At 41.1% G+C, this 25,792-nt stretch carries 18 protein-coding genes and 1 pseudogene; 1 reads left to right on the forward strand and 18 read right to left on the reverse strand.

Annotated elements, in window-relative coordinates; genetic code table 11:
- Window positions 1-18: 18 nt before the first annotated feature.
- The 15 genes from MU515_RS02400 to MU515_RS02470 form a co-directional block, all read right to left on the reverse strand.
- Window positions 19-1,353 carry a GGDEF domain-containing protein gene (locus MU515_RS02400; protein ID WP_260258779.1) on the reverse strand — a complete coding sequence of 445 codons (1,335 nt, stop codon included), beginning with the start codon at window positions 1,351-1,353 and terminating at the stop codon, window positions 19-21.
- A complete protein-coding gene (locus MU515_RS02405; protein ID WP_260258780.1) occupies window positions 1,341-3,770 on the reverse strand; it encodes a bifunctional diguanylate cyclase/phosphodiesterase in 2,430 nt (809 codons plus the stop codon). Before MU515_RS02405 ends, MU515_RS02400 begins: the two co-directional genes overlap by 13 nt.
- Before the next feature lie 10 nt (window positions 3,771-3,780).
- The gene (locus MU515_RS02410) at window positions 3,781-4,224 is read right to left on the reverse strand and encodes a hypothetical protein (protein WP_260258781.1); all 444 of its coding nucleotides are present in this window, start codon (window positions 4,222-4,224) and stop codon (window positions 3,781-3,783) included.
- Entirely contained in the window at window positions 4,211-4,816 is a 606-nt protein-coding gene (locus MU515_RS02415; protein WP_260258782.1) for a winged helix-turn-helix domain-containing protein, read from the reverse strand. Before MU515_RS02415 ends, MU515_RS02410 begins: the two co-directional genes overlap by 14 nt.
- 606 nt (window positions 4,817-5,422) lie before the next feature.
- On the reverse strand, window positions 5,423-6,514 hold the full coding sequence (locus tag MU515_RS02420; RefSeq protein ID WP_260258783.1) for a hypothetical protein: 1,092 nt from the start codon (window positions 6,512-6,514) through the stop codon (window positions 5,423-5,425).
- Between the two features lie 3 nt (window positions 6,515-6,517).
- Window positions 6,518-7,630, reverse strand: a complete 1,113-nt coding sequence (locus MU515_RS02425; protein WP_260258784.1) for an SPFH domain-containing protein — start codon at window positions 7,628-7,630, stop codon at window positions 6,518-6,520.
- A 358-nt stretch (window positions 7,631-7,988) separates the two neighbouring features.
- Complete coding sequence (locus MU515_RS02430; protein WP_260258785.1) at window positions 7,989-9,344, reverse strand: phospholipase D-like domain-containing protein; 1,356 nt, start codon at window positions 9,342-9,344, stop codon at window positions 7,989-7,991.
- 6 nt (window positions 9,345-9,350) lie between these two features.
- A complete protein-coding gene (locus MU515_RS02435; RefSeq protein WP_260258786.1) occupies window positions 9,351-10,166 on the reverse strand; it encodes an HNH endonuclease family protein in 816 nt (271 codons plus the stop codon).
- 3 nt (window positions 10,167-10,169) lie between these two features.
- On the reverse strand, window positions 10,170-11,957 hold the full coding sequence (locus MU515_RS02440; protein WP_260258787.1) for an AAA family ATPase: 1,788 nt from the start codon (window positions 11,955-11,957) through the stop codon (window positions 10,170-10,172).
- A gap of 13 nt (window positions 11,958-11,970) precedes the next feature.
- Window positions 11,971-13,938, reverse strand: coding sequence for a restriction endonuclease subunit S (locus MU515_RS02445; protein WP_260258789.1), 1,968 nt, complete (start codon window positions 13,936-13,938; stop codon window positions 11,971-11,973).
- Window positions 13,938-15,731 carry a class I SAM-dependent DNA methyltransferase gene (locus MU515_RS02450; RefSeq protein ID WP_260258790.1) on the reverse strand — a complete coding sequence of 598 codons (1,794 nt, stop codon included), beginning with the start codon at window positions 15,729-15,731 and terminating at the stop codon, window positions 13,938-13,940. Before MU515_RS02450 ends, MU515_RS02445 begins: the two co-directional genes overlap by 1 nt.
- A gap of 27 nt (window positions 15,732-15,758) precedes the next feature.
- A complete protein-coding gene (hsdR, locus tag MU515_RS02455) occupies window positions 15,759-18,179 on the reverse strand; it encodes an EcoAI/FtnUII family type I restriction enzme subunit R (protein ID WP_260258791.1) in 2,421 nt (806 codons plus the stop codon).
- A gap of 28 nt (window positions 18,180-18,207) precedes the next feature.
- Window positions 18,208-19,113 (reverse strand): restriction endonuclease, encoded by a 906-nt coding sequence (locus MU515_RS02460; protein WP_260258792.1) that lies wholly within the window; start codon window positions 19,111-19,113, stop codon window positions 18,208-18,210.
- On the reverse strand, window positions 19,114-19,290 hold the full coding sequence (mads1, locus tag MU515_RS02465) for a methylation-associated defense system helix-turn-helix domain-containing protein MAD1 (protein WP_006713748.1): 177 nt from the start codon (window positions 19,288-19,290) through the stop codon (window positions 19,114-19,116). It lies immediately after the preceding gene.
- 257 nt (window positions 19,291-19,547) lie between these two features.
- Window positions 19,548-22,910 (reverse strand): DEAD/DEAH box helicase, encoded by a 3,363-nt coding sequence (locus tag MU515_RS02470; RefSeq protein ID WP_260258793.1) that lies wholly within the window; start codon window positions 22,908-22,910, stop codon window positions 19,548-19,550.
- 187 nt (window positions 22,911-23,097) lie between these two features.
- On the opposite strand from MU515_RS02470, the pseudogene MU515_RS02475 reads away from it, so the two are divergent.
- Window positions 23,098-23,612: pseudogene (locus tag MU515_RS02475) on the forward strand (helix-turn-helix transcriptional regulator); the annotation flags it as partial.
- A 15-nt stretch (window positions 23,613-23,627) separates the two neighbouring features.
- On the opposite strand, the gene MU515_RS02480 reads toward MU515_RS02475, so the two are convergent.
- From MU515_RS02480 to MU515_RS02490, 3 genes are all read right to left on the reverse strand, one after another.
- Entirely contained in the window at window positions 23,628-24,203 is a 576-nt protein-coding gene (locus MU515_RS02480) for a prepilin-type N-terminal cleavage/methylation domain-containing protein (RefSeq protein ID WP_260258794.1), read from the reverse strand.
- Window positions 24,204-24,234: 31 nt separating this feature from the next.
- Window positions 24,235-25,083 carry a diguanylate cyclase gene (locus MU515_RS02485; RefSeq protein WP_279256028.1) on the reverse strand — a complete coding sequence of 283 codons (849 nt, stop codon included), beginning with the start codon at window positions 25,081-25,083 and terminating at the stop codon, window positions 24,235-24,237.
- A gap of 412 nt (window positions 25,084-25,495) precedes the next feature.
- Window positions 25,496-25,678: an AlpA family transcriptional regulator gene (locus tag MU515_RS02490; protein WP_260258796.1), complete on the reverse strand. Its 183-nt coding sequence runs from the start codon at window positions 25,676-25,678 to the stop codon at window positions 25,496-25,498.
- Window positions 25,679-25,792 lie beyond the last annotated feature (114 nt).

Raw genomic sequence — 25,792 nt, forward strand, 5'->3', positions numbered from 1 at the left:
TACAGTGCTCACCAAGCATCATCTTCGACAAGCATAGCTGGGCTTGTCTTGATACAGCCGTTCATCCGCTAGCTTAATTGCGGATGGTAAGCCCTCTCGCCCTGAAAACGTCGAAGCGCCGATAGAGGCTGAAATCCACTCGTCTTGCAGAGTTAGCTCTGCTGGTGTCTGGCTTCGGATATGATTTTTAAGGTGGGGAATAAACGCTTTAATTCTCTGATCACCAAAACTTGGCGCAATAACAATAAACTCATCACCACCCATTCGAATAACGAAGTCAGATGACCGAAAACCTGATTGCAATGCGTGGGCAATCGCCTGAATAGCAAGATCGCCAATGTGGTGACCATAAGCGTCGTTAATGGCCTTGATGCGATTACCATCAATACAAAACAGCGCGCATTGCGGATGGCTAATCAGCACTTGGGCCAATTCATCTGATTCAAGCACCTTGCGGTTATACACTTGAGTCAATGGGTCATACAGCGCGGTTCTGGCGACCATTTTCACTCTATCCACTTTCGCCACATAGATGGAAATGGCGATAAACAAGCTGGTACTGAGCAATATCACCAAGCCATATCGAACCCAGAGCTCTACAAGGTCTTTATACACCACCAGTGATTTGACGTTATCAAGCGTATAAGAACGCTGAGTGGAATGCCATGTGGGCTTATTACCCAGCACAAGCTGAATTAAATGCCCTTCTCGAAAATGCGAGGAAACATCGTATAACGCGTCAGGCAATATCGTATCGACCATTACATCGCCAATTACCCTATCGTTAACCGTGATAGGCGCAAGCAAAGAAATAATCCAACGCTCTTGGCGATGATCATAATAAGGGTGACCTATGGCCACACCATCTTTGACCGAATAAGCCCCTGTGTACCTCTGGCACACCTTCTTTAACAGGCAGTAACTGGACTGGAAAATACGCTCATGCTCTTCTGGGTTAAGTTCATCAAGCGAGTTAGATAACAGCTGCTTATCCTTCCTCAACCGAATCCGCACTGGCGTGTCATCATCAAAAAATATCGGATTTTGCTCGGCAAATTGATTAACCAAAGAAAGCGCTTGCTTGTCTTCTCCACCTCCCACTCTTTTAAAAAGTGAACCTCCCAACTTCCCTTGTTTAACTGAGGACACAAACAGTTCAGAGTCACTCAAAATAAACGACAGCAGCAACGCGACTTTCGCATTAGCTTTGATGTCTTCTTGCAGTTGATTTGAGACGTATTGAAACTCGCTCATCTCATCCTGAAAATCGAACCGGATCGTGACCACGGTAAACAAGCCAAGAACCAGAAAAGAGAGAGTAAGAATGAACTTTTGCTTCATTAAACGCTGCATTCTCTATCCTCTCCTTGCTCAGAGAGACTGCCCAGCAGCATTTCAATCGGCATTGGCTTAGCAAAGAGGTAGCCTTGTTGCACGTCCACACCAAAACGGGCAAGCGCTTGTTTTTGCTCTTCTGTTTCCACTCCCTCTGCAACAATCAAGGTATTGTCGACTTTAGCGAAGCTGATTAAAGATTCGATCAATTTTTGCGAACGTGAGTCATTAAACATGTCCGTGACAAAAGCGCGGTCAATCTTGATTTCATCAACTCTCAACTCACCCAAATAAGCAAAAGAGCAATAGCCTGTACCAAAATCATCTAGCGACAACTTATAACCGTAAGACATTAAAGATCGAAGCCGTGACAGAATTTCGCTATCTTTCTCGAGGAAAATGTTTTCCGTGACTTCGATAGTGATTCGCTTGGGATCAATGCCATGACCGAGCACGATCTTATTCAATCGCTCAACGAAATCAGCTTGGTCGATACTTATCGGCGACATGTTAATGGAGACCAAAAAGTCCGTCTGCCCTAAAGCATGGTCCAATTGGGGTAACTGCTGACATACCAAGCCTGTAACGTGCATATCCAACTCATAAATCAACGCACTACGCTCAGCGATGGGGATAAACTCCATTGGCGAAACCATACCAAACTCACAAGAATACCAGCGACACAGCGCTTCAAAGCCATGTAGCTTTCCGCTAACTGAGCATCGCTGCTGTTGAAAGTGTACCTGTATTTCGCTGCGCCCAAATGCCAACGGTAACTGGCTCTCTAAGCTTTGATCCCGAGCCACTTGTTGGCCAATTTGCTCATTATAGAACTCGATCCAACGATCATCTCGCTTGCGAACATCTGAAAGGGCAATGCCTGCCATCTTAATCAGTTCTGATATGTCATCAGAATCATTCGGGTACATGGCAACACCCACGTTGAACTTAATGTCGAGATCTAAACCTTTGTAGTTCAGAACGCTCGGTATCGCTGAATGGATATGATTGATGGTATCTTCACAGCCATTATCGACGCAGCATGGCACTAATAGAACAAACTCATCGCCTGCAAATCGGTACACCTTTGCGCCTTTTTCCTCTAGCGCACGTAAATGCGTTGCCACATGGCTTAACGCTTTATCACCGCAATCAAAGCCGTATAAATCGTTAATTCGCTTGAGTTTGACCACATCGAGAAAGGCTAAATACAAACGTTGTTCACCCATCGCAACCCAACGTTGAAACTCTCGCTCAAATGCGCGGCGATTGGCCAAACCTGTTCGGTTATCCACATAAGCTAATGTGTCTAACTGATTCGCTCTTTGCTTGAGTTCTTCTATTTGTGAATGAATAACCTCTTGATATCGTTCAATTAGGCTACGGACAAAATGGCTCATGCGATAAGACATGGCGATTAAGATAACAATGGTAATAACCGCAATAATGCCAGTCACTTCTTTCACCGATTGATTCAGCAAGGTGAACGTTTCAGTATGATTGGCCGCAATACCTTGTGCTTCATCTAAATAAACACCACCACCCACAATCCAACCAAACTCAGGAAGTAACTGCACGAAAGAGGTTTTTAAGTTGTTTTTAAGGCCATCAGGTGTGAATGGCGCATTATAAGTAACATAAGCACTTTGGCCTTTACCCGACTGCTCAATACCGTTTAAAAACAGATCAATATATCGAGCCGGAATACCGACCATATCAGGGTCAATATGAGCGAGGATTTTCCCTTCAATACTGACGATAAAAATGTAGCCGGTCTCATCAAATCGATATTCAGAGATCCAATCGGCGACTCTTTTTTCGACCTCTTTCTCAATGCCCGAAATGCTGCGCCCAATACCTATATACGCATCAAATTCTTTCACATAAACGATATAGCCGACCTTAGATTGCCCCATGAAATTCCACGTTACCTTTTGTGGTTGGGTAGAATGAGTGACATAAGGAGATTGTGAAAAATCTCGAATACTTTGACCTATCGCGTTCGGGGCACCAGGGTGCATTAAGATCGTTTCATCTTTGCCGCTGAACATAAAAAAGTAAGCTTGTTCATTAGAAAAACGCAAAGGAGCAAGTAATGAAATGACATCCCTCAACCTAGGCTCCGCTCCCGCACGAGACTTTTGCGCTAAATAGGTATCTATCACTCCCGTCGCTAAGCTAATCGCGTCTTTTAATGCGGTATCAATCTGCTTACGCTGAGTCGCAACTTGGTAACGTATCTCATGAGAGACAATGTTGACTTGGCCAGCTACATGCTGCTTTTTTTCTTCTATTACACCGTTGTAGATCGTCTCTTCAAAGGTGCTAAAGGCTATTCGGTTGTTTAGAAATAACAGCGTCACCAATACAATTGAAAAGATAGACCCCATCACAAATGGGATATCACGAAGCTGTTTCATCGAAGTATTTTGCATAGTAGAACTGCTATTTAAAATTGCCTTTAATTCTGCCGATACTCATTCGCACACGGGGGAATTTTGCATAGACATAAAAACGGTCACCCTGCTGTTCTGCATGGTAGAAAAATAACTGATAGCCAGACATGATCACATTTGATTTATCGGTATAGCCCTTAGTTGAGTAAATTTCGGAACGGTCATACGCCAACATAATAATCTGATTACCAAGCCTTAATTGACGGCCTATCACCTTCCACTGGGACAAAATATTGCCTTGCTTATCTCGCTTCGTATTAATTTCAATCGCACTACCACGAGAGCAAGTAACAACACTACTGCCGTTATTTTTAAACTTGAAACTCACTTGATATTCGCAAGTCATCCCTTCTAAATACGCAACGTAACCCGTCGTTAATAAAATCGTTGCCAGTATTCCACTCGCCCCAAACAGGTACTTAGCCCATTTCATCCTGTTGACCTTCTGCATATTCTGCTGGAGTAAGATAATTAAACCTTTCATCTGCTCGATAATTGATCGTCACACCACCTACATCGCAAGCGATGTTATTTTCCAAATCAACACAATCAACAAACACCCATGAGCGGTACAAATAAAAAACAATTGAAATAAGCCAAAACAGCAGCAGTAAACCACATAAAATTGCAACGCCACTGCGTAACGGGGCTAACCTTGTTGGCTGTTTATCAAGCTGGTGCTTTTCGACAGTGCTAACCACCGATTCTTTCTCACTTTTGGCTATTATTTCTAATCGATAACCCAAGCGAGGTACGTTGATTATGCTCACCCCATCTAGGGCAACGATCTTGCGCAAATTCGAAACCGCGACTGCTAAAGAATTACACCCGATTGCCTCTTCTCTGCCCCATCCACAGCGAACCAGTAGATTTCTCGGCACCACCTCACCGTGATGTAAGATCAGCTCTTTTAATACCATCGCTTCAGAACAGTTGATCGACATGCGCTGACCATTGGCAAACGAAATTGAGTTACGACCCGGCTCTATCTGCAGAGTCATGTTGTTTAGTTCTATATTTTCCATATCTCTGCATACAGTTCAGGAGCGCAAAACCTTATCAGTTTATAAAATCAAATCAATTTAACGGAAAAATCAAAAATCAACATAAATCGCACATTAAACAATCAGAACCAATGATACTTTTATTGATAATTAAACATATTTACAAACATTGTTCATTTAAGCGTCAAAACACATTAGTGGGAATGATGATTTTTTCTTTTTCCATATTAAAAATATGCAAATTGTATAGCTAAATTTACGCACCAAAATAAGATTCATTTAGAACACTAAGGATGCTTATTCGTGTGTCTGATAAAAACTGGCTTGCTATTTATGTAACACGGAAGCACTTGGGGAGGGATTAATTTATGCTAATTTAAATAAAAACACTTATATAACATTAACTTAATGTCAGGAATTTAGAAAAATTTAACTCTATCTATTATAAAAACCACCTATATATTGTAAATATGTATCACCAATATAGAATGTTATCTAAACGCTAGTTATATCGCGAACGTTATTCGTACTCTAAACAATGACCTAGCAAAGAGATTGACGTAAATAGAATCATTGAGGCAAAAAAAAGACTCCGAAATCGGAGCCTTGATAAGTTGCTTAGAACATTTAGGAGTTTTCTAGTTTGTGCTTCAGCAGGCCAATTGCAACGCCAACTAAAACCCCAAAGGCAGTGAGTAAACCCACTTTAATTGGACAATATGGCCTGTCTCCTTGCACTTCACCCGTCTGAGCATTAACTAGCACCTGATATACCTTTTCTTTATATCGGTAAGAAGTCACCCATACAGGTAAAATTAGGTGCTTAAAGGTCGCATTGGTATAGACTGATTCAGTAGCGCTGATGCTCTGCTTATCCCCACCAATATCTTCTCTAATCACTTCATTGATTTTAAACTGCATACGATCTTTCGCATCTGAATAGCCTTGCTTAATATCAACTTGATAAGTCTCAGCTTGATAACCCTGCAAGTAACTATCTGAATAATCGACCATGCGGCTCAAATCCCATGGCTCAAGCTTATGCAATTGCTTTGCTTTTAGTGACTTAGTTGCGGGTACTAGTACGTCATCAAAGGTAGTTTCAACGCTGCCCGAAACTTTCTTCCAACGAGTTTTCGTTTCAGTTTTAAACTCTGTCTTACCCTCAGAGTTCGTTACAGATTTGGTGACTTGGTAGTTGGTTCCTCGCTCACCACGATAGTCAGTTGCAACATCACAGTCATAAGTCCAATACGGCAAGTAAATACCTTGGAAACGTTCATAATTTTTGGCGTGATTCTTTAGATCGTTTGGCGCAAGCCATAAGCCTTTAACCCAAGAACCAAAATTACCAACCGCTTTCTCTCGATTAACTTTAAACGGCAGAATTCCTTGCGGCTTAATACGCTTTTTGTTCTCTGCTCTTGAAAGCACTAATGGTGTATCGCAAAACGCACAATGTGTTGCTTTAACGTCAGTACCAAACTCAGTGGAAGCACCGCAACTATCACATGCTACTGTTAGTGCTTCAATTTGTTCTTGGCAAGATTCATAGTTGTCTAAATAACTCTCGAGATCAAACTCAACATGAGCATTAGTAGCTTGTAGAGGCTGCTCAATTTCCATTTCATACGAGCAGTGACCACATATTAAAGACGTAGTCCCCGGCTCATAAGTTAAATCTGCTGCGCAACTTTGGCACTTTACATCCACTAACATTGCTTACGCTCCCGGGATTGGCGGTGGAGTAGCTTGAAACAGTGTATTAAGCTCGACGACATCACCGGCCTTTTCCCACGCAGCCATGCCTTGTTTCCAGACTAGACTTTCACGCGTTACCTGACCCGACGATGCTTGTTGCTTTAAGACATCAAGATTAAAAGGCCCGGTTTGCTGACCATTCATTGCAACAAAGTATTCGCTTTGCGTCGGTAAGGGCGGAGGCGTCACCGCCTGCGGAGCAGGTTGCTGCTGAGTATTCTGAGGATTCATCGATTGCGCCATTTGCTGAGCCATCGCGAAACCCATTCCCATTTCCATTCCCGCACTTGCATTACCACCATTTTCAGCTGCAGTCTTCAACGCTTCTGCCGCTTGGTATTGGGTGTATTGGTTTAAGTTACCCAAAATCCCCATCGATGAACGCTTGTCTAATGCTTCTTCAACTTCTGGTGGTAAGGAAATGTTTTCAACCATGAACTTAGCAAGCGTTAAACCATACGCAGCAAAGTCTAAGTTCATTTTCTCTTGCATCAATAACGCAAACTCATCGTAGTTCGCCGCCATATCAAGAACAGGTAAACGACTTTCACCCACAGCATCAGTAAAACGAGCTACCGCCATTGTTCTTAATTGGCCATGAATCTCATCAATTTGGAAGCAACCATCCGTTCCCACAACTTGCTCTAAAAGCTTTAAAGGCTCACTTACGCGAATATCGAAGTTACCAAAAGCACGGATACGTACTGGCCCGAATTCAGGATCTCGTAACATAATAGGGTTCTTAGTCCCCCACTTGTTATCAGTAAACAATCGCATATTGATGAAGTACACTTCGGCTTTAAACGGAGAATTAAAGCCATGTTTCCAACCTTTCAGTGTACTCAGGATCGGTAAGTTTTCCGTGGTCAGTTGGTACATACCCGGTTCAAATACATCAGCAATTTGGCCTTCATTGACAAAAATGGCCACCTGCCCTTGTCTTACCGTTAGCTGTGCACCGTTTTTTATTTCATTTTGGTAACGCTCAAAGCGCCATACTAAGGTATCGTTGCTATCATCAATCCATTCAATAATATCGACAAACTCACCAACGATCTTGCTCCAAAAGCCCATGAAACCTCCATTACCTAAGCCAAATTAATATAGTTTTGTAGTTACTCGGTTTAACCACATGATTTATTGGGAAAAGAGTATCTGATACTCAAAGATGTAAGACAAGTACTAGACCTAATAATAAGGTTAAATTACGGGCTGACAGCCGAATGTAAGTAGCAAACCGTCTAATTTTGATGGGAAACAACAGGCATAAAAAAAAGACGTCCTAAGACGTCTTTCTTCAAGAATGTGGCGGGAGTGAGACGGCAGGATTAACCCCATAAGACATTGATTTAATATGAATTATAAAAACATCAAAACATAAAGTATTACTATAGGTATTACTTTATGCATTTATTACAATTGGCAATGGCGACTAGAAATTTATCTTCACCGGATAACCCAATGCTCGTAGTGATTTATTGGTTCTTCCATTCCTTGGTGGTGTGGTTTCCGGTTGAGCCCAGCCTACAACCTCAGCAATTGAGTTTATCCCATAGTGAGGAATCCAAAGCTCTTCTGTTTTACTCGCTGCATAGATTCTTTCCCAAATTTCATCAGGCTTTCCAACATACAAGATATCGAACAATATCTGTCTGATATCTTGTCCTTTCTTATTTCGCTGATTCATCAACCAACGCGCGTATAGCGGTACTCTTTCATCGCGCGAAAGTGTCTTGACTTCAGGTCGGCCTAATATTGCTGTGCTCATTTTTATCACATGGTCTTTAGTTGCATGAGTACACCAACATATTTCTTCTACTTCATCTATAGACAGATTAAGTATTCTGTCTTTAGCAAGTAGTTCATGTAGCTTTGGAGCTGTATTATAAAATGTATCATCTTCGTGCGATGGGGCTGCAGGTCGCTTTTTCCACCAAGCCAAGGCATTCATTAACGCTGCATTTGGATCTTTTTTATGCCTTGAATGAAACTCTTCATAAGGATAAGTACCATTTTTTTGTTTTACTTCGTTATAGTAGTATGCGTGTAAAAACTGGTCGACTTGCCAATATGCAGGAATATCCTCTGAAACCCAATCAGGACGAAAATCATTAATCTGTGAGGCTATATTGTCAATTTTGGAAATGGCAGATTGCCACTCTTTCCTGAAGTTTTCTTTTCTCTTATCAACAGTATTTGATTTGGTGTAATCACTAACTCCATTGAACTCTGGGATTTTTCTCCCTTTTCGAGTTTTGTCATCAAATTGATCAAGGCCCGCTTTTTTTCTATCTTTCAGGAGTGCGAGCTGTTCATCGATGATGTCTTGTGAAAGAGGAACTGACTCCTCCAACTCTTTGAGCTCATCAAAGTAACTTTCTAGCTGTACGACCATATTGTTTGAAACAAGATCTTCTTCAGTAAAGAACATTCCCGTTTCAATATTTGTCCACCAAGCTCTGTTTGAAAGATTAGCAGAGCCAATGTAAGCGCCATAGCCTTGCCACCAAATGATTTTCGCGTGAAGCACATCCGGGATTAGCTGGCAAAAAATATTGTTCTTTATGTTTTTTAGTAACTGCGTAAGTAGCCTTGGTTGAACAGGAACGGTATGATCGTAGCGCATCCAAATATCAAGCCGATACTTATTATGAATGCAATTTTTCAGCAATGTATCAGTGTCATCACCATATGCAATCGCTGCAAGCACACCGTCAACTTCATCTTCAATTTTAGGCAAATACGAGGATAAATAACGTCTATTTATACCGTTTGCGATTAGCTCCATAATTCACTATCTCCCAAACACTGCAGCAACTACTGGTTCAGGAGCTTTCTTTCGAATACAAGCTTCGGCTACAGAAGAAAACTCTGCCTCATATTTAATATTGTCCTTCAATCTAGCTATTGCAGTCTCCTTCATGAGCCAAACTAAAGCTTGAGCTCCTTGCGCTCTAGCGCCCTTGTAATCTTCAATAGCCGAAAGGCACTCATCCCATTTTTTACCGCGCTTTTGATTCAGTTTATCTAAGCGATTAAGCCCAAGGATTTCAATGGTTTTTTCAGCTTTGAATTTTTCAATATCATCAATACCACCAGCTAAGACAGCTATACAGCCATCGTCATCTCTATCGAAAGAAATCAAACGAGTCTCATCCGTTAAAGGATCGATTAGCACAGCTCCTTCCAGTTTCAGAGTCATTTCCGAGCAGTTAGCAGGAGCACGAATTTCACCGTCTAAAATAGGAAAAACATCACTTTTCTTGCTATTAATTAAATGACCAGCGATAACGTAATTCTTCCAGTTGAACGTTAACCACCAATAGCCAGGTTCATAAGTGCCATCGAGGTTTTTCACGCGGCCTTTGGGCCTAAAGTGATCTACATGAATTGGGGAAATGGACTCCTCTGCTTCCGTATACCAGCATTTATTTGAGAACTGCTTTAATAACCAGTCACGAATTCTATCGTCTCGCCAAAAACCTTCTTTTTCTTGGAGAATAGTTTTCCTTGCCGCTTCATTGGGTGCAGCTCTTAATCTTGCGGTAATAGCGTCAGCTTCTGCAACCCAATCAGCTGGAGGGGTACCTGTAATTACAACTTTTCTCACATGCTACCCCTTCACTTTTTCTGCCAATTCTCGCGCAAGTGCTGACAACTCATCCGTTCGTTGCGCCTTCACTAATTGCTCCATAATTTGCTCAGCAAGTGCATTCTGGGCATTAAGTTCTTCTTCATCTAATAATTGATCTAAAGGTTTTCTTCTCACCTCGTACATCTTTTCAATGAAAAGCTGATACATTGGGTCTCTATACTCTCTTGAAAAACCAAGATCTTCTAGGCGAACAACTAAACATTCTAGCTCTTCTCTCTCGTCATCAGACAGTTCACGTCGCTTCTTTCTAGCTAACAAATCATTGCGTCTATCTAGGGCGCTTAATGTGTGTCTATCCAACGTTGATGGTAAACCAAACATATCACTCTTCAATAAGCCCGAAACCCCCATTCCCTGAGGATGTTCATCTGGTTGTTCAACAAGAGTTTTCAAGCCATTTTTACGAATGATATGAACTTGTTCCTTCTTGAGTGAACCCACCATCATTGGGTCATGAGTGGTAATCAGGATCTGTGACTCACCTTGAATAGCATTTTCGCTACGAGGCTTAAGGACGTTTTCGATGTCATCAAAATAGCGAAGTTTCCAAATTGGATTTAGGTGAGTGTCTGGTTCATCCAGAAGGAAAAGACAATGATCCTCACTGGTTATTCGCATTAACCCAAGAACAGTCAGCATTTGTAGCTCACCTTCGGATAGCTGAGTAAAGCTCACCTTACCGCCATCCTCATCTTTCTTTTTAACGGTAATGCGCACTTCATCAATTAGATCACCAATGTAAGCACCTTCTGCATAACGGAAAAAGCTTTGAGGAGTCCCAACTAGTTCGCCCAGCTCTCTTAACTTCTCTGATGTTGGTACGTACATGTACAGCTGCTTTTGACGCTCTTGACGGCCACGAAAGTCCACTAACTTTGACTCTTCGTGCCTAATTGGTGCCCAGCTAACCTGCCATAATTTATCTAAGAACTCAGAAACTACATTACCACGTGCATACCAAAATCGAGGATCACCTTGTTCAATATCATCATCTTCCAGACGACGTAACCGATGAGGTTGTTTCAATACAAACAATGCCGACTCTAACGATTCAATATTTAAACTCTCGAGTACTCTTTTAAATACAGGATCATCTGAAAGGAGGCACGCTAGAAGCACTAGTTGGCTATGACCTCCTCGACAATAGAAAAGTCGCCTTAAGCGATCATCGCCAAAGCTTTTAAGCTGCTTGTTCTCTTCACGTTTTCTAAGGCGCTCTATCGTCTCCCTATCAGCCTCAGAATCTGACAGGTTTCTTAGCAATTCTGCAGGAATAACTTCTTCAGCAATAATTTCTTGGCGTCGATTAAAACGTCGCTGGTGCTCTTGAAATAGAGCTTCCATGCGCTCATTTCGCCCTGAATAGTAAGCAAAGATATGAGATGGCAGTAGCTCCTTATTTCGTAACAAATAGCCTTGAGATTGAGATTTACCATCAACCCATACATAAGGGCGCTTTTGCTTTTCGGTATCAGCCTCAATCTTAACGATATGATCTCGAATACTATATTCCAACAAGAAATCAAACCCAGCATCTCTATCTAAATCGACATCTCTGAATATTGTGATCAACGCTTCCATCAAGTTCGATTTACCCGTGCCGTTTTGACCGATCAGGGCATGACTTCGGATTGCCTTTTCATCACAAGGCTTTGAACTTGAATGCCGTTCATATTTTTCTGCAAAAGTAATATCTACCCCACGCAGGTTACGATATTCCTTTAACTCAAACTTTCTCAACTGCATGGGGCGTCCCTTACTACTCTTCGTCTTTTTCCAACATATTCGCTGTTTCTGGTTCTGCTATCCAGCCATGGGCAACTTCCACTTTTAGCTGAGCATAAAAGGCATCTATTTCACCACCAAATCGCTGCCATAGATCACTAGCATTCATTCGACCGCTTTGACGGGCTAACAGAGTTGCTAGCGGAGCATCATCTTTTCCACTTGGTTTATTTAACCCAAGGGTTATGGGTGAAACTAATTCTGTTTTTGGTACTTTCAACGGTTCTTCCTTTTTAACAGTATTCACACCAGTAAAGGTAGCTATCGCCTCTTTTACAAAAAGGCTGGACAAATCATTAAGACGTTCATATTTTTCTTTCCAAACAGAACAATGTTGATTTAATGTTCCAACGATATTAATAATTTCGATTTGCTGGCTTAATGGAGGCACTGGAAACGGAAAGCTTCTGAGCTGAGTCATGTTTATAGATGCCAAGTTGGTCGTTTGCTTCGAAGCTCGGGCAAAATAACTGCGTCCAACCATGGAGTTAAACACTAGCTCAACCCATTCATTTAAAACCTCGCCAGACGGGACTCGCACCTTAAATACGTGATTTTGATGAAGGCAATTCTCAATGTTTGAGCGCCATATAGCAGTCCTCCCGACTTTATCCCAATCACCACCTTCGGTGATCAATAAGTCTCCGGGCTGGACAGCGTACTTCTCTATCTCATCAACAGGAATATCAATCGTTTTCAAGTTAGTTAGGTTGAAAAAACCTCGTTGGACATTTGCTACAGCTAAATATGGACAACTTATGAGTTCTCTATCCTTTAGCTTTCTACCTTTAGTAACCCCACCAGTCACCAAAGCAATCTCATCAAAAGCTACCACTTGCCAGTTCGTGGGGTACTCAACATCAGACTCAGCAACTGAAACGGACTTTTGCTTCCGCATTAATTTCTTTTCTAGATAGCAATTTAGAAGTTCAGTGCGCTGACCACGGGCCCGTTCTAGATCAGCCACATTAAAATCACTTCGGCATAAAAGGCCTTTAACAGCTAGCTCTTTAATGTGGTCGGAAAAATCAACTGTATCTTCAGCCGAGGAAAATAAACTCGAAAAATTAACTCTTACTCGTTGCCAATGCTGCTTCAGCTCAAAAGGACTGCTTGCTTCAGCCAAAGCCCTCAATGATGCTTGGCGAAGTTGATTTTGAACTTGACGCTTTTGCTGTTGCTGCTCCTCTAGCTTGTCACAAAGAGACATTAGCTCATCAACTTTAGCCAATAGTTTTGGTATGTCATCTTTGGGTGGAACAGCAACTAGAATATTAGAGATAGAATCCTGATTTAAAGTGTTTCCTTTTATCGCAGCTTTATTGCCAGACGATAAGTCAAAACCGTTCAAACATTTTAAAAAGTAATCATTCAACTCACTAGCAAATGGGTAAATCGAGATAATAGCTTCATTGTGGTAAGCATCGACTCCTAGAACGGAAAGGCGCCCTATAGTAAGCTTGAAACTCATGATAAGTGTACCTGCTTTTACAGGTGGGCACTTAAACGACTTTTCTCGTGCATCTTGAGATACAGTTTCAGATGAAACAGAGATCACCTCTTGGTGACTCATATCAGCTATTGAAAACCAAGGATATTCCCCAGTATTCCAATATACGGACTCTTTTCTTGGAGGAGTCCTTCCCGCAACGAAATGACACAAATTACCAAACCTTACCCACCGCCAGCTGTTAGGGATTTCGAAAGGAAATTTGCTTGGTAACGGCTCAATTTTCTTATTTTGTTTAATCTCTTTTAAAGCTATCCGTTCTTGCTGAACTATTTCTATTTCTTCAAGAAACGACTTTGCTGTAGCCTCCCCTGTGCTTGAGACTAGCCTTCCTGTGACAGCTAAATGTAATACTAATTTTCGTAATTCATCTACACCACTAGGAGCATCAATAATATGCCCAAACTCAGCGATAAACTGTTTCGCATCCATCAAGCTATTCCTTCATCTTTGAACTGATGGGCTAATGCAGCACCTAATTCACTTTTAAGGGCGTTTTCGACTTCATCTATTTCACCAAGTAGCTTTTTGTACTTTTCTAGTAAAACATCGGGATCATGGCTTTCTTCATCTGGTGCATTAGGGTTTGGTATATCTAAGTCATAAATCGGCCAATACAAACGGTCACCGGCTGCTTGAGCATCTTGTGCTTGAATTCGTAGTGGCTCAGCCTTAGCTTGCAGTTCCGATATCTGAGTGTTTACCCTCTCGCGGTTGTTAGAGTCTTTTGTACCCTTAAGGCTTTCTCTCAATGAGCGGACCTGGCTTTCTAGCTCACGTGCTTGATTATTTAATTGCTCGGCCTTATCCCATTGAGGTTTTGCCTCAGCAAGAGCTTCTGTACGCTTAGCCTTGAAGTCGACTTTCCAGGCAAATTCATTCTCTACACGTTCACTAAAGTCGTTTGCTTCACTTCCCCACCATGTTTTTTCCGCTTCGAACTCTTCGATACGAATAGGCTTTGTTTTTGAGTAACTCTTATAGCCCTTCGGATACGGATGCTCGTAAAACCAAATATCACTTGTCGCAAATTCATCACTGCCGTCGGCAACCTGGCCTTTACGTGTGAAGAACAGTAAATTGGTTTTGATTGTGGTATACGGAGCAAATACGCCTTTAGGAAGGCGAATAATGGTATGTAAATTACATTCACGGAGTAACAACTCTTTGAGCTTGCCTTTTATGCCATCGCCAAACATTACCCCATCAGGAAGTACAACTGCAGCTCGGCCATTGTCCTTAAGTAGCTTTTTAATCATCAAAGCCATGAACATGTCTGCAGTTTCACGAGTACGTAAATCTGCTGGGTAGTCAGAGCCTACACCGTCATCTTCATAACCGCCAAACGGTGGGTTAGTAATAATGCAGTCATGCTTATCATTGGCAGACCATTCATTCCACCCTTTAGCAAGGGTGTTACGGTGATCAATTTGACTAGGTACATCAATGTCATGCAATAGCATGTTAGTCGTACACAAAAGGTGAGGTAACTGCTTTTTCTCAAACCCAAAAATCAGTTCTTCAATCGCTTTTTTATCTTCTGCGCTCGATTTTTTGCTCACCTGCGTTCGGAAATGGTCTATTGCAGCAGTAAGGAAACCACCAGTACCACATGCAGGATCTAGTACTGTTTCCCTCTTATCTAGACGAGGGTTCACCATTTGCGCCATAAATTGAGTGATAGCGCGGGGAGTGTAGAACTCACCAGCATTACCCGCACCACGAAGATCGTTGAGTAATTGCTCGTATACATCACCAATATTGGCGCGTGTTTTGAAGTCATGAAAGTTAATTGAGTCTTCAAGCTTTTCTATAATAGCCAGCATCAATGGGCCAGATTTCATATAGTTATTAGCATCTTCAAAAACTTGCTTAATAACTTTGTATTGCTTGCCGGCATTAGCATCTATGCCATCTTTCAGTGCTGGGAAAAGCCTATTGTTGACAAAGTTAGTGAGTTCACTGCCCGCGATTTGCGGCTGTTTCTTACCTTGTGCATCAACTTTGAACGCAGCCCAGTTCCGCCAACGGTACTGTTCAGGAATCGGTGACTTGTAGGTTTTTCCTGCTTCTTCAGCATCGTCTTCCCACTCTTCTTCTCGCTGGTCGAAAACCTTAAGGAACAACATCCAAGTGAGTTGCCCTAAACGCTGTGCGTCTCCATCAACACCATCATCTTTTCGCATGATGTCTTGGATGCTTTTTACTGTACTACTTAAATTCATCTTACTTCTCTGTTAAATCCACGATGACTATGCCGTTAAATCATCACGGTACAATTCGTTCTCAAGCTCTTTTATTGCTTGTTGGTACTTATCGAGCCCACCAAATATGTTTCGTCGGATCTGAGTCTTACTGCCAAGCTGGTCAAACGGTGGGAGCTCTAATATTTTTGGATTTTCAATATCTTGAACGCCATGTTGGGCAAACTTATCAACTAAAGCCTCAAGCACTAACTTTGCTTGTTCACCGTATTTACCAAACACATCACGCTTTTTCACATTGTTGGCGCGCTCTTTTCGCGTCAATGGTTTTTGGTTGAAGGCGACATGAGCGACCAAATCGAACACATCCAACTCGTCACCGTTAGGAATCGCTTGCTGCAACAATTCTAGTTTGATTCCGTGCTCCGCTAGCTCTTCAACAATCGCCTGCTTTCGATCGCTATCATTCCAACGTTTTAAAAAGTCGGAAAGTGTACCAAAATTCTCTTTGACTGACTGCTCTATTTGGTCTTTGAGAAGCACTCGGTAGTCTTCAGTAATGAGCTTTCCATCAGTATCTAGATACTGTGACCTTTCTGCAGCTAAATCTACATCAACATCGTCAATTACGAACTTCTTACGAGGCTCTTTCGGATCGTCAGGGTCTTCTGGAGGGTCTGGGAATTCTGGTTCAGGTCCATCATCTTCTATCGGTGGAACATCTTCTGGCGGAACCACTGGCTCATCCGGTTCTGGTTCATACACAATGACCGGCTCGCCATCGAACTCAGGATCAGAAAAAAGCCTAGTCGCCCCTTTAAAGTCCATAATAGTAAAATAGAGTTTGTTATAGTCTTCCCTTAATCGAGTCCCTCGCCCTATGATTTGTTTAAACTCAGTCATAGAGTTTATGTTCTGATCAAGAACAATTAGCTTGCACGTTTTCGCATCGACGCCTGTGGTTAGTAACTTTGATGTTGTAGCGATGACGGGGTAAGGCTCATCATTATCAATAAAATAGGAAAGTTGGGCTTTACCTTCATTATCATCACCCGTAATACGCATGACATAACGTCTGTTGCTTGCTGCCGCTGGAATAAGCTTCACCAACTCTTGCCTCATTCTTTCTGCATGATCTTGCTCGTCACAGAAGATGATGGTTTTGGCCATGGGGTCAGTTGAGCTTAAATACTCCCATACCTTTCGGGCTACAAATCTGGTTCTTTTTTCAAGCACTAGATTCCGATCAAAGTCTTTTGTGTTGTACTGCCTTTGCTCTACTTCCTGACCATATTTGTCTGTCTTACCTTTCTCAGGTGTGTAACCGAGGGCGTCAACATTAGATGCAATACGAATCACTTTGTAAGGAGCCAGAAAACCATCTTCTATACCCTGTTTTAACGAATAGGTATAAATGGGTTCACCAAAATACTTAAAGTTAAATTCAGGATTGATGATCTGCCCGTCGACTGGTTTTACTTCTTTAGGTGTAGCTGTCAAACCGATGTGAGTAGCACTATCAAAGTACTTAAGGATCTCATGCCAAGCAGAGTCTTCTCGAGCGCTACCTCGGTGACACTCATCTATTACAACTAAGTCGAAAAAGTCTCTTGGAAACTGCTTGTAGATTTGCTTCCACTCTTCTTTCCCTGTGACGGCCTGATATAGGGCCAAGTAGATCTCATAGCTTTTCTTAGCTTGTCTGTTTGTTACCTTATGCATGAACTCGCCAAAAGGAGCAAAATCTTGCTGCATAGTTTGATCAACAAGAATATTCCTATCAGCTAAAAACAAGATCCGTTTTTTTGCCTTAGCTTTCCAAAGACGCCAAATAATCTGAAATGCGGTGTAAGTTTTTCCTGTACCAGTTGCCATAACTAACAGAATACGTGATTGTTCTTTAGCAATAGCTTCTAGAGTACGATTGATTGCTACACGTTGATAGTACCTAGGTTCCTTACCGGTGCCGTCCGTATAGTACGGCTGCTCGATTATCTTTTGAGCTTGCGTCGTTTCAATACCTTTCCACTGCTGATAGATAGGCCAAAGTTGCTCTAACGTTGGAAACTCATCCAAGGTCAGCTCGCGTACTACAGGTAGTGTTAATCCCGTACGATCATGGAGTAAAAAAGCATCACCATTACTACTTATCGCAAATGGAGCATCAAGCATCTCGGCATAATTGAGGGCCTGTTGCATGCCATGCCCCACTGAATAAGAATTTTTTTTAGCTTCAATAACAGCTATCGGCAAGTTTGGTTTGGCGTACAAAACATAATCAGCTCGCTTAGGACCACCTTTCTTTTCAGGGTTCTGTATTCGTGCTGCAAGCTTGCCACGAACCATTACGCGCCCATCAGTAAGATTTACCTCTTCACGAAACTGATGTTGCTTCCATTCCGCTTTTTCTATCGAAGGTGTAATGTACTTAGTGCATATATCTCTTTCCGAGAGCAATTTTTTGTCCATACTTTTTACACTCCAAACCTAGCCATTTTTAACCTTCAAAAAACTCTTCATCAATCCGCTTGATATGCAAAACCTGCTCATCTCGGCTACCAATGTTGTAGCGAAGCATCAATTTAGCTAACTCTTTACCATTGATAAGTACAATGCGCTTGCCTAGGTCTTTGGCTGTTTGAATAGCTGATGAAGTAAATTCAGATGTGGTAATGAAAATGCCTTTTTGTGCTTTCTTCAGATTAAGTGCTCCAAAAAAGTCTCTGATTTCACCAGCGCCAACGTTGTTTCCATCGGCGTAACGCTTGGCCTGGATGTAAACCTGATCAACACCAAGTGGGTCTTGATTAATCACGCCATCAACACCGTTATCACCGCTCTTTCCAAGCGTATGAGCCATACCTTCATCACTTCCGCCATAACCCATTGCTAGTAACAGGTCGATAAGTAGCTGCTCAAAGAAAGCAGGGGACACTTTACGGGTACGTGATAAAATATCTGAAGCTAAGGAATCGTTGATTTGTTTATAAGCAGCTCTGAGAATTTCATCTGGTGTCGCATCGTTATCAACAACATCAGTAGCTTCTACTTTTTCTACGTCACCATTTTTTTGCTTCGTGAACGTATTGAAGTCATCAAAACGTTTTAGGTATTGGTTATTAATCTCTTCACCACTATTTAGAGCTTCTTTCCCCAAGTCTGTTATCACGAAATGACCACGCCTTGCTGAATCCAAAAGCCCTGCTTTGGCTAGATAGGTTTTGGCCCACCCAACTCGGTTCGTGAATGCCGCTTGTCGGCCACTAGGAAGCAGCTCCGTTCTCTCGTCTTCTGACAGATTGAATTGATTCGCCAGCAAGTCTACAACGTTGCTAAGCTTAACTTCTTCATTCTTCGCAGCCTCTAACACTGGCTTCATTAACTCTTGATAATTTGGAAGCATTTAGGCACCTGTTTTTTGTTGTTCAATCCACGCTTCCAAGTCTTCACGCTTGAAACGCCAAGAACCGCCTACTTTAAAACCAGGTAGCTTTCCTTCGCTTGCTAACCGATATGCTGTTTTTTCGGCAAGCTTTAGATACACTGCAACTTCTTTCAAGGTTAAAATTTGGTCTACCATTCAGAGCGTTATCTCATGTTGGTTTAATACTTCAGAATTGATGGTGAGAGAATATGGGAAAATTGGGGAATCGGCAATGTGAGATAACTCAATACAAGACTGAGTGCATAAAAAATACAAATCCCCACCAGCTTTCGCTGGTGGGGATTTGTTCTATTAGTAGCATTTCATAACTATCAATACGGTGATTGCTTGAACGATAACCTCTCCACGATCTTGATAATTCAGTAACTACAGAGTTTAAGACAAGCACTCACCTAAGGAGTTAGCAATGTCTCGTTACATTGTGGGGGACTCTCGTCTTTCGAATAAGCATCCGTACTAAGGTGATTCAACTTTCTGTATGTTTTGTCAAAATAGCGCTTGTCGGACCAAACCTGAATATCGCCGATGACAAATAAGTGTTTTTTAGCTCGGGTAACAGCTACGTTCAACAAATTTGGTTTTGAAGAAGCCCAAGACGCTCCTCCACTGTTTTTAATGTCGCAGCCGAGAACCAAAATAACGGTCTCATTCTCCTTGCCTTGGAAGGTGTGCACCGTCCCTACATTGTTATTCAAAAAGTGATTAAACTCCTTTTCATTCCAACTAGAGTTACTAAGCAGCTCTGACTTGCTACGCCTCAGATCTTCTTTCAACTCTTTTCTTACCGCTTTAAATGGTGTTATTAAATAGATGCTGCTTAAGTCGCCATTGTACACTGCCAATTCGAATAAAAGGGCTCTAACATCTTCACCCAACTCACGTTTATACTGTTTGTGTAAACAATCTCCTTGTGAATCATTCCAGCGATTACGCCCTAAAGCCATATGAGTTCTTGGTTCAACATCTTTAGCCTTGTCAGAGCCATGTATCATTCGATTGTTGTAAGCTATTTCATTCGAAATGCTAAACATGGGCTCGATACATCTACGATGTACCCATAACGGTATACCTATCCATTGTTCTTCCCCATCCATATCTATCATACAGCCATACGGATTAACGCGATCAGCTAACGTCTGAACTGACCACATACAAGGGTCCCACTTCTCTGATTTTTCTTGCAACTTAGATTGCATTAAGTAGTCAATCAGCTCTGGTGGAGATGTAAACACAGGTTCAATTTGCAGAGGGTCTCCAACAACCACAGCTCGCTTAGCACGAAGCAAACCACCTACAGCAGATTGTGGTACTGCTTGCCCAGCCTCATCAATCATTAGCCAACCTAAAGACTCTGGCGGCAGCTTAGAAAACATATTTCCCAATGAAGCAAAAGTCGTCGAAACCACGGGGACAAACATAAATAGTATCTGCCAAATCGCTAGTGCATTCTCGCGACTCTTCCCTAAAACAACATCATTCACTTTATGTATCTGAGATCGAAAACTATTCAGGTTGCTAGCCTCGATCAACCAAGCCTCATGAAGTAGTAACGCTGCAGCGTATACGTCAGACCTCAGTGCATTGATCTTTTCCTGCTGCCAGCACGCGTGTCTCTGTCTGTCATGCCCCTCAATATCATCAGTAGTTTCTGGTAAGTGATACCCCTTAAACTCGTCTCTATAGGCATCTAACTCATCTAAAAGCTTCTGCTTTTCAAGCTCTTTGGATTGGATATCAACTTGCTGCTGTAAAATTTTCTTTGTACACCCTTTTCTCTCGATTTCTTTGGAATCAACGTCACCAATAATCAACCGAATAGATTTTTTGACATTTTCGTACTCACCGAGTTTTTGAGATAGTGAAGCCTTATATTGTTTATTTTTCTTAGTGTTAAAGAACCGACTAAACCAACCAGGTGAGTTAACCTTCAATAGCTCAAGGGAAATAGAAATTTCCTCTTCCCTTCTCACTTCAGCATTTCTTGTTGAACTAAGGACATCTAGCTCTACAGAGAGCGTATGAACATGCTTTTCTAGCTCATCTAGAACTAGGTTCATTTGATGCAAATCAGCATCAAACTGATGTTCATCGAAAGTCTTTTGCAGGCTATCAAAATAGGCTAACTTGTCATTCAACTTATGGAAACGAGATAACTTCTCGTTAAAGGTCTTTTTGGCAATGTGAAAAGAGGGCCCGGTATAAGTTGAGCGATATTGCCAAAAATTCAAGAAGTCTAAAGAGGGCTCTCTAACCGCTGGTTCATTGCCTTTTTCATAGTGATATTTAAAGAAAAAGCGATCGAGAAACCTTTGCCTCTTTTTATAAGCTCCCATAGCAGCTGAGATATTTCCCCAGCTCTGCTTTTTATCGTCCAAAGGTTGTAAACGACCTTTCTTTTCATCAGCACTAACTTGATTTGCTACAGAACGAAAAAAACTGGTATTAGCGTATCTGTCAGCTATCGACTTTGCTTGAGGAAGCTCTTTTGAGATATTTTCAACGGCGGCATTGTTTGATGACGCCACAACCATTTCAAAATCAGTAAGCTCTTCAATAAGAAATCCTTCTGAACTTAACCCATCGCTAACCTTCGAAAAAGAAGCTAATACCTTCGCTCTCTCAACAATGTTTTGCGCAATGATATCCCGCAATAACGTCGTTTTACCTGTGCCAGGAGGACCATTAACCGAGATCACGCCACCTGTTTTCAGCTCCTTGAATACCGTATTGATGGCGAACTGCTGCATTAAAGACATGTTATGCGCAGGCTCTGTCAGCCACCTTCCTTCTGGTGTTTCTTTGGGGTTCAAGTGATTATGAATCAACGGTATCGAATCGTTGGTATACAGATCAACATGCTTATGACTGGATTGTCCCAAGTAGGTTTGAAGGGGCTGGCTGGCCCTGCCAGTGGAAATCGCATTAATGGCTCGCTCTATATCTCGAATATAAAAGCTGTTTAAAATAGGTAACTGAGATTCGTCTTCTTTAGATGAATCGTCATTATCGTCTTCAATTTTTCCTGGGGCCTTTTTGTTCTCCAAAAGATTGTCTGACTTCGCCTCATACTCATAAAAAGCCATCTGAAACGGGTAAGCCTTTGAGTTCTCTGAAAGCAACAAATCTTGATTAGAAATACCAGCCCATTGGTAAAGCCCCTCAACCAAGCTCATTAGACTTTTCACACAAAGAGTATGCCTTCCCTCTAAGCTAGGGTGGTTGGGCAAGGTGGCTTCCCAGCGATCCACAAACTCGTTAAGATCGTCACACCGACTATCAAATCGTTCCTGAGATATACTCCCAGCCCTTCCCCCTAGTAACTCTGCTAAAGCCCACGGTAGCGTGCTTACCGAAAAGGTATCCAACCGAGGGGTACCAAACTCATCCAACATCAATTTAGCAAAGCAAGACGCTCCCTCATTATCTCTTCTTTGCTCTATTTCTTCAGAGACACAATCCTCCTGGCTGTGGGTAGAAAAGTACTCCGCAACTTTTTTATCTATCGCCGATTTATCGAATAATCCCAGATATAGGGTATAAGTACACTTTTTGCCCGGAGTAAGACCGAGCGAATCACGAGCCGCGGGATCTAGCCACGGAAGTAGATGGTTACCACATGACTTCAACTCGTGACACGACACATTTACTGGTGCAATTTTACTGTCGTCTTTATCTGGTACTGAGTAGGCTTGAAAAAACTCCACTAAATGCCAGGCTTTCAATATATTTATCGAGTCTTCTTTTCTACTATCCACGAATTAACGCCTATCAATACCATCAAATATCATTAAGTTACGATAATATACAGCCTGATTGCATAAGGCGATGAAGAATGACAGAAGAATGATAGAGTGTGACGGCTCCCCTAAAAACAAAGCGGCATCGAATTACCTTAAAACTAGACACTCCTCCATCCAGTTCACTTTCAAGCCAAGCTACAGCCCTATCACTCGTAACATTTCCCCTGAAATTTTACGACCCCTCGTTCAAGCTATCCGTGAAAAGAAACGTGTCGATATAAGCTACACATCATTAAAAGATGGTGAAATCGTCGAACGGATAATTTGTCCGCTTACTCTTGTGTGCACACCACTACGCTGGCATGTGCGAGCATACTGTGAGCATGCTGGTAACTATCGCGATTTCGTTTTAAGCCGAATTCATGGTATACCCGAATTAAATGATGCTGCTACTTACGACAAAACAAGAGATAACTTATGGAACAAATCTGTTGTCGTCGAATTAGTTGCCGAGCAGAGATTCAATGATAAGCAAAAGGCGGAGATCGAAAAAGATTTCGGTATGAGTGACGACGTTCTTAGCATAGCTACAAACTCATCACTCATTCGATATGTTCTAGACGCTTACAATATTGACATCCTATCCAAAAATCTAATCCACAAGGACAACAAATTGTAATTGGTAACTTAGGATTTGTAATAGATTATTTGACCTAACAATAAAACTATTCTTCAGCAATCTTCAATTTCTAAAATAAACTTGCTTTTGTTACCATTATTTTGAGAATGACCTGAAGGAATGTAGTGAATTTTACACCGATAACTTTCAATATCTCCCCAATCACCTTCCATTTTAGGAAAAATCCAAAATCCACTGTGAGATGGCGTATCTACGTCATCAGCAAAGTTTAATTCTTGTTGATAGGGACCATTAATATCATTGTTGATATTAATGTTTACTATTGACTTTAATTGAATAATAGATTGGGAATTATCTAGTGGATACGGGTAGAGTATAGGATGGTTGTCTACGTCCGAAAACGCTATCTCAACGTTGTCAATAACTACACATCGGAGCCGGCTTTGTAAGCTCATTGAACATTGCTCAACTAAAGAATTTGGTAGTATTACTTTAGTTGCAAATATATCAAACGCACTTTCCAAAGAACCTTTGGTACTTTTCAATACCGCAATCTTTGCATCACGTCTAAAGTCTAAATATTTAGACGAAGCAATTGCACTCAGTATGCTTACAATAACTATTGTGATAACAACCTCTATTAGAGTAAAACCTTTTTTTGAAATCATATTAATCACTTTAAATAGCCATCGAGATTGATTACATGCAACTCATGCTTTTGTTTGATTTATGCTCATACATCAATCTATCAATAGTTTCTAAAGTAGAATTCAAATCTTTAGAAAATTTTGCTTGACCATATGAGAAAGACAATCCTTGATAAGAGGAAAATAATTTGGCAAATTCTCTCTGTATATTTAGCATTTTATCAAATAAGTTAAATGAAGATTCGCTATCTACTATAATAAGAAATTCATCCCCACCAACTCTTATTATATGATCTTTGTCTTTTCTGAATGATTTTTTAAGCAATTGACTAAATGTAACTAAAACCTGATCACCAACCAAATGCCCATGTTTGTCATTTACATTTTTAAATCCATCCAGATCTATATATAGAAATAAACTATTAGCACTAAAGTCAATACGTTTTAATATTTTCCTATTATGTAAACCCGTAAGATCGTCTGTATAAGCTTGTATTTCATAATTTTTAGATTCGTTGTACAATGACGTAATATCTTTTCCTAGAGTAAATATATAGTCATTATTTCCACTAGAGCATTTGAACTTCAAAATATCGAAATACTTTATATTATTCCCATCCACAAACTTGATAACTTTGTTGTTTGAATCGTGGTTATATATATAGCTAATTGTTAAATCGTGACATTCCCTAAACAAGTCACCTACATTATCTTCCGCTAAATATGCCACTTGTTCATTAGTCATTCCTATAATATCGAAACCTATATATTCATTAGTCCAATTTTGAAAATGTTCATTCAAATAAATAATTCTATGCTCAGAATCTCTTATTGAGATGAAACCTGGAAAATTGAGAATAAACATGTCGTACAGCTGACATAGATCACTAAAAGAGTTCACGGTATTCACCTTAAAAAACTGCTCCATCGTGGGGGCGAGGAGCAGAGGCAAGGTCTATGAAGGTAAGACCAAATGGGCAATGTAACAGTGATATTTTGTATAAAACACCACCTAATTTGCTAACATTTTATCTATAAGTGTTTATTTTACGAACTACATTGCATTTCATAACGATTGAAGAAATTGATCGATCGAAAATTTTGATCGTAACGATCACCCACAACAATTAATAATGATCGTATCGATCATTATTAATTGTTGGAAAACTCATTTTTTTCATACTGTTAATTCAAATTGCATCCGTTATTAACACTTTAGTCAGTATTAAAGTCATTTACTTGAACAATCATTGCAATTGTCACATATGTGAAGCATCTCGCAGTTATGTAATTAGGTTTACAGTTGTTAGCGATCAGAGTGACTTCCTCACTAAACAGCTCTCCATCCACTCTTCCACTTCACTTTCAATCCAAGCTACTGCTCTATCCCCCAAACTGATGGATTTTGGAAACTCACCATCATTCATTTTTCGGTAAATCGCTGAACGGCTTAATGCTGTTTTTTCCATTACTTCTTTTAGTTTTAGAAATCTCATGGGACATCCTCCTATGGCTGTGGTCCTCATGGGATAAGCAGGTTCGGTAAAAAAAAGTGGCATCGGCGCAGAGTGCGCACAATCAAAAATTATTCAGGTATATGTCATCTCTGT

This window comes from Vibrio intestinalis (genome assembly GCF_025195085.2).
Lineage (GTDB): Bacteria > Pseudomonadota > Gammaproteobacteria > Enterobacterales > Vibrionaceae > Vibrio > Vibrio intestinalis.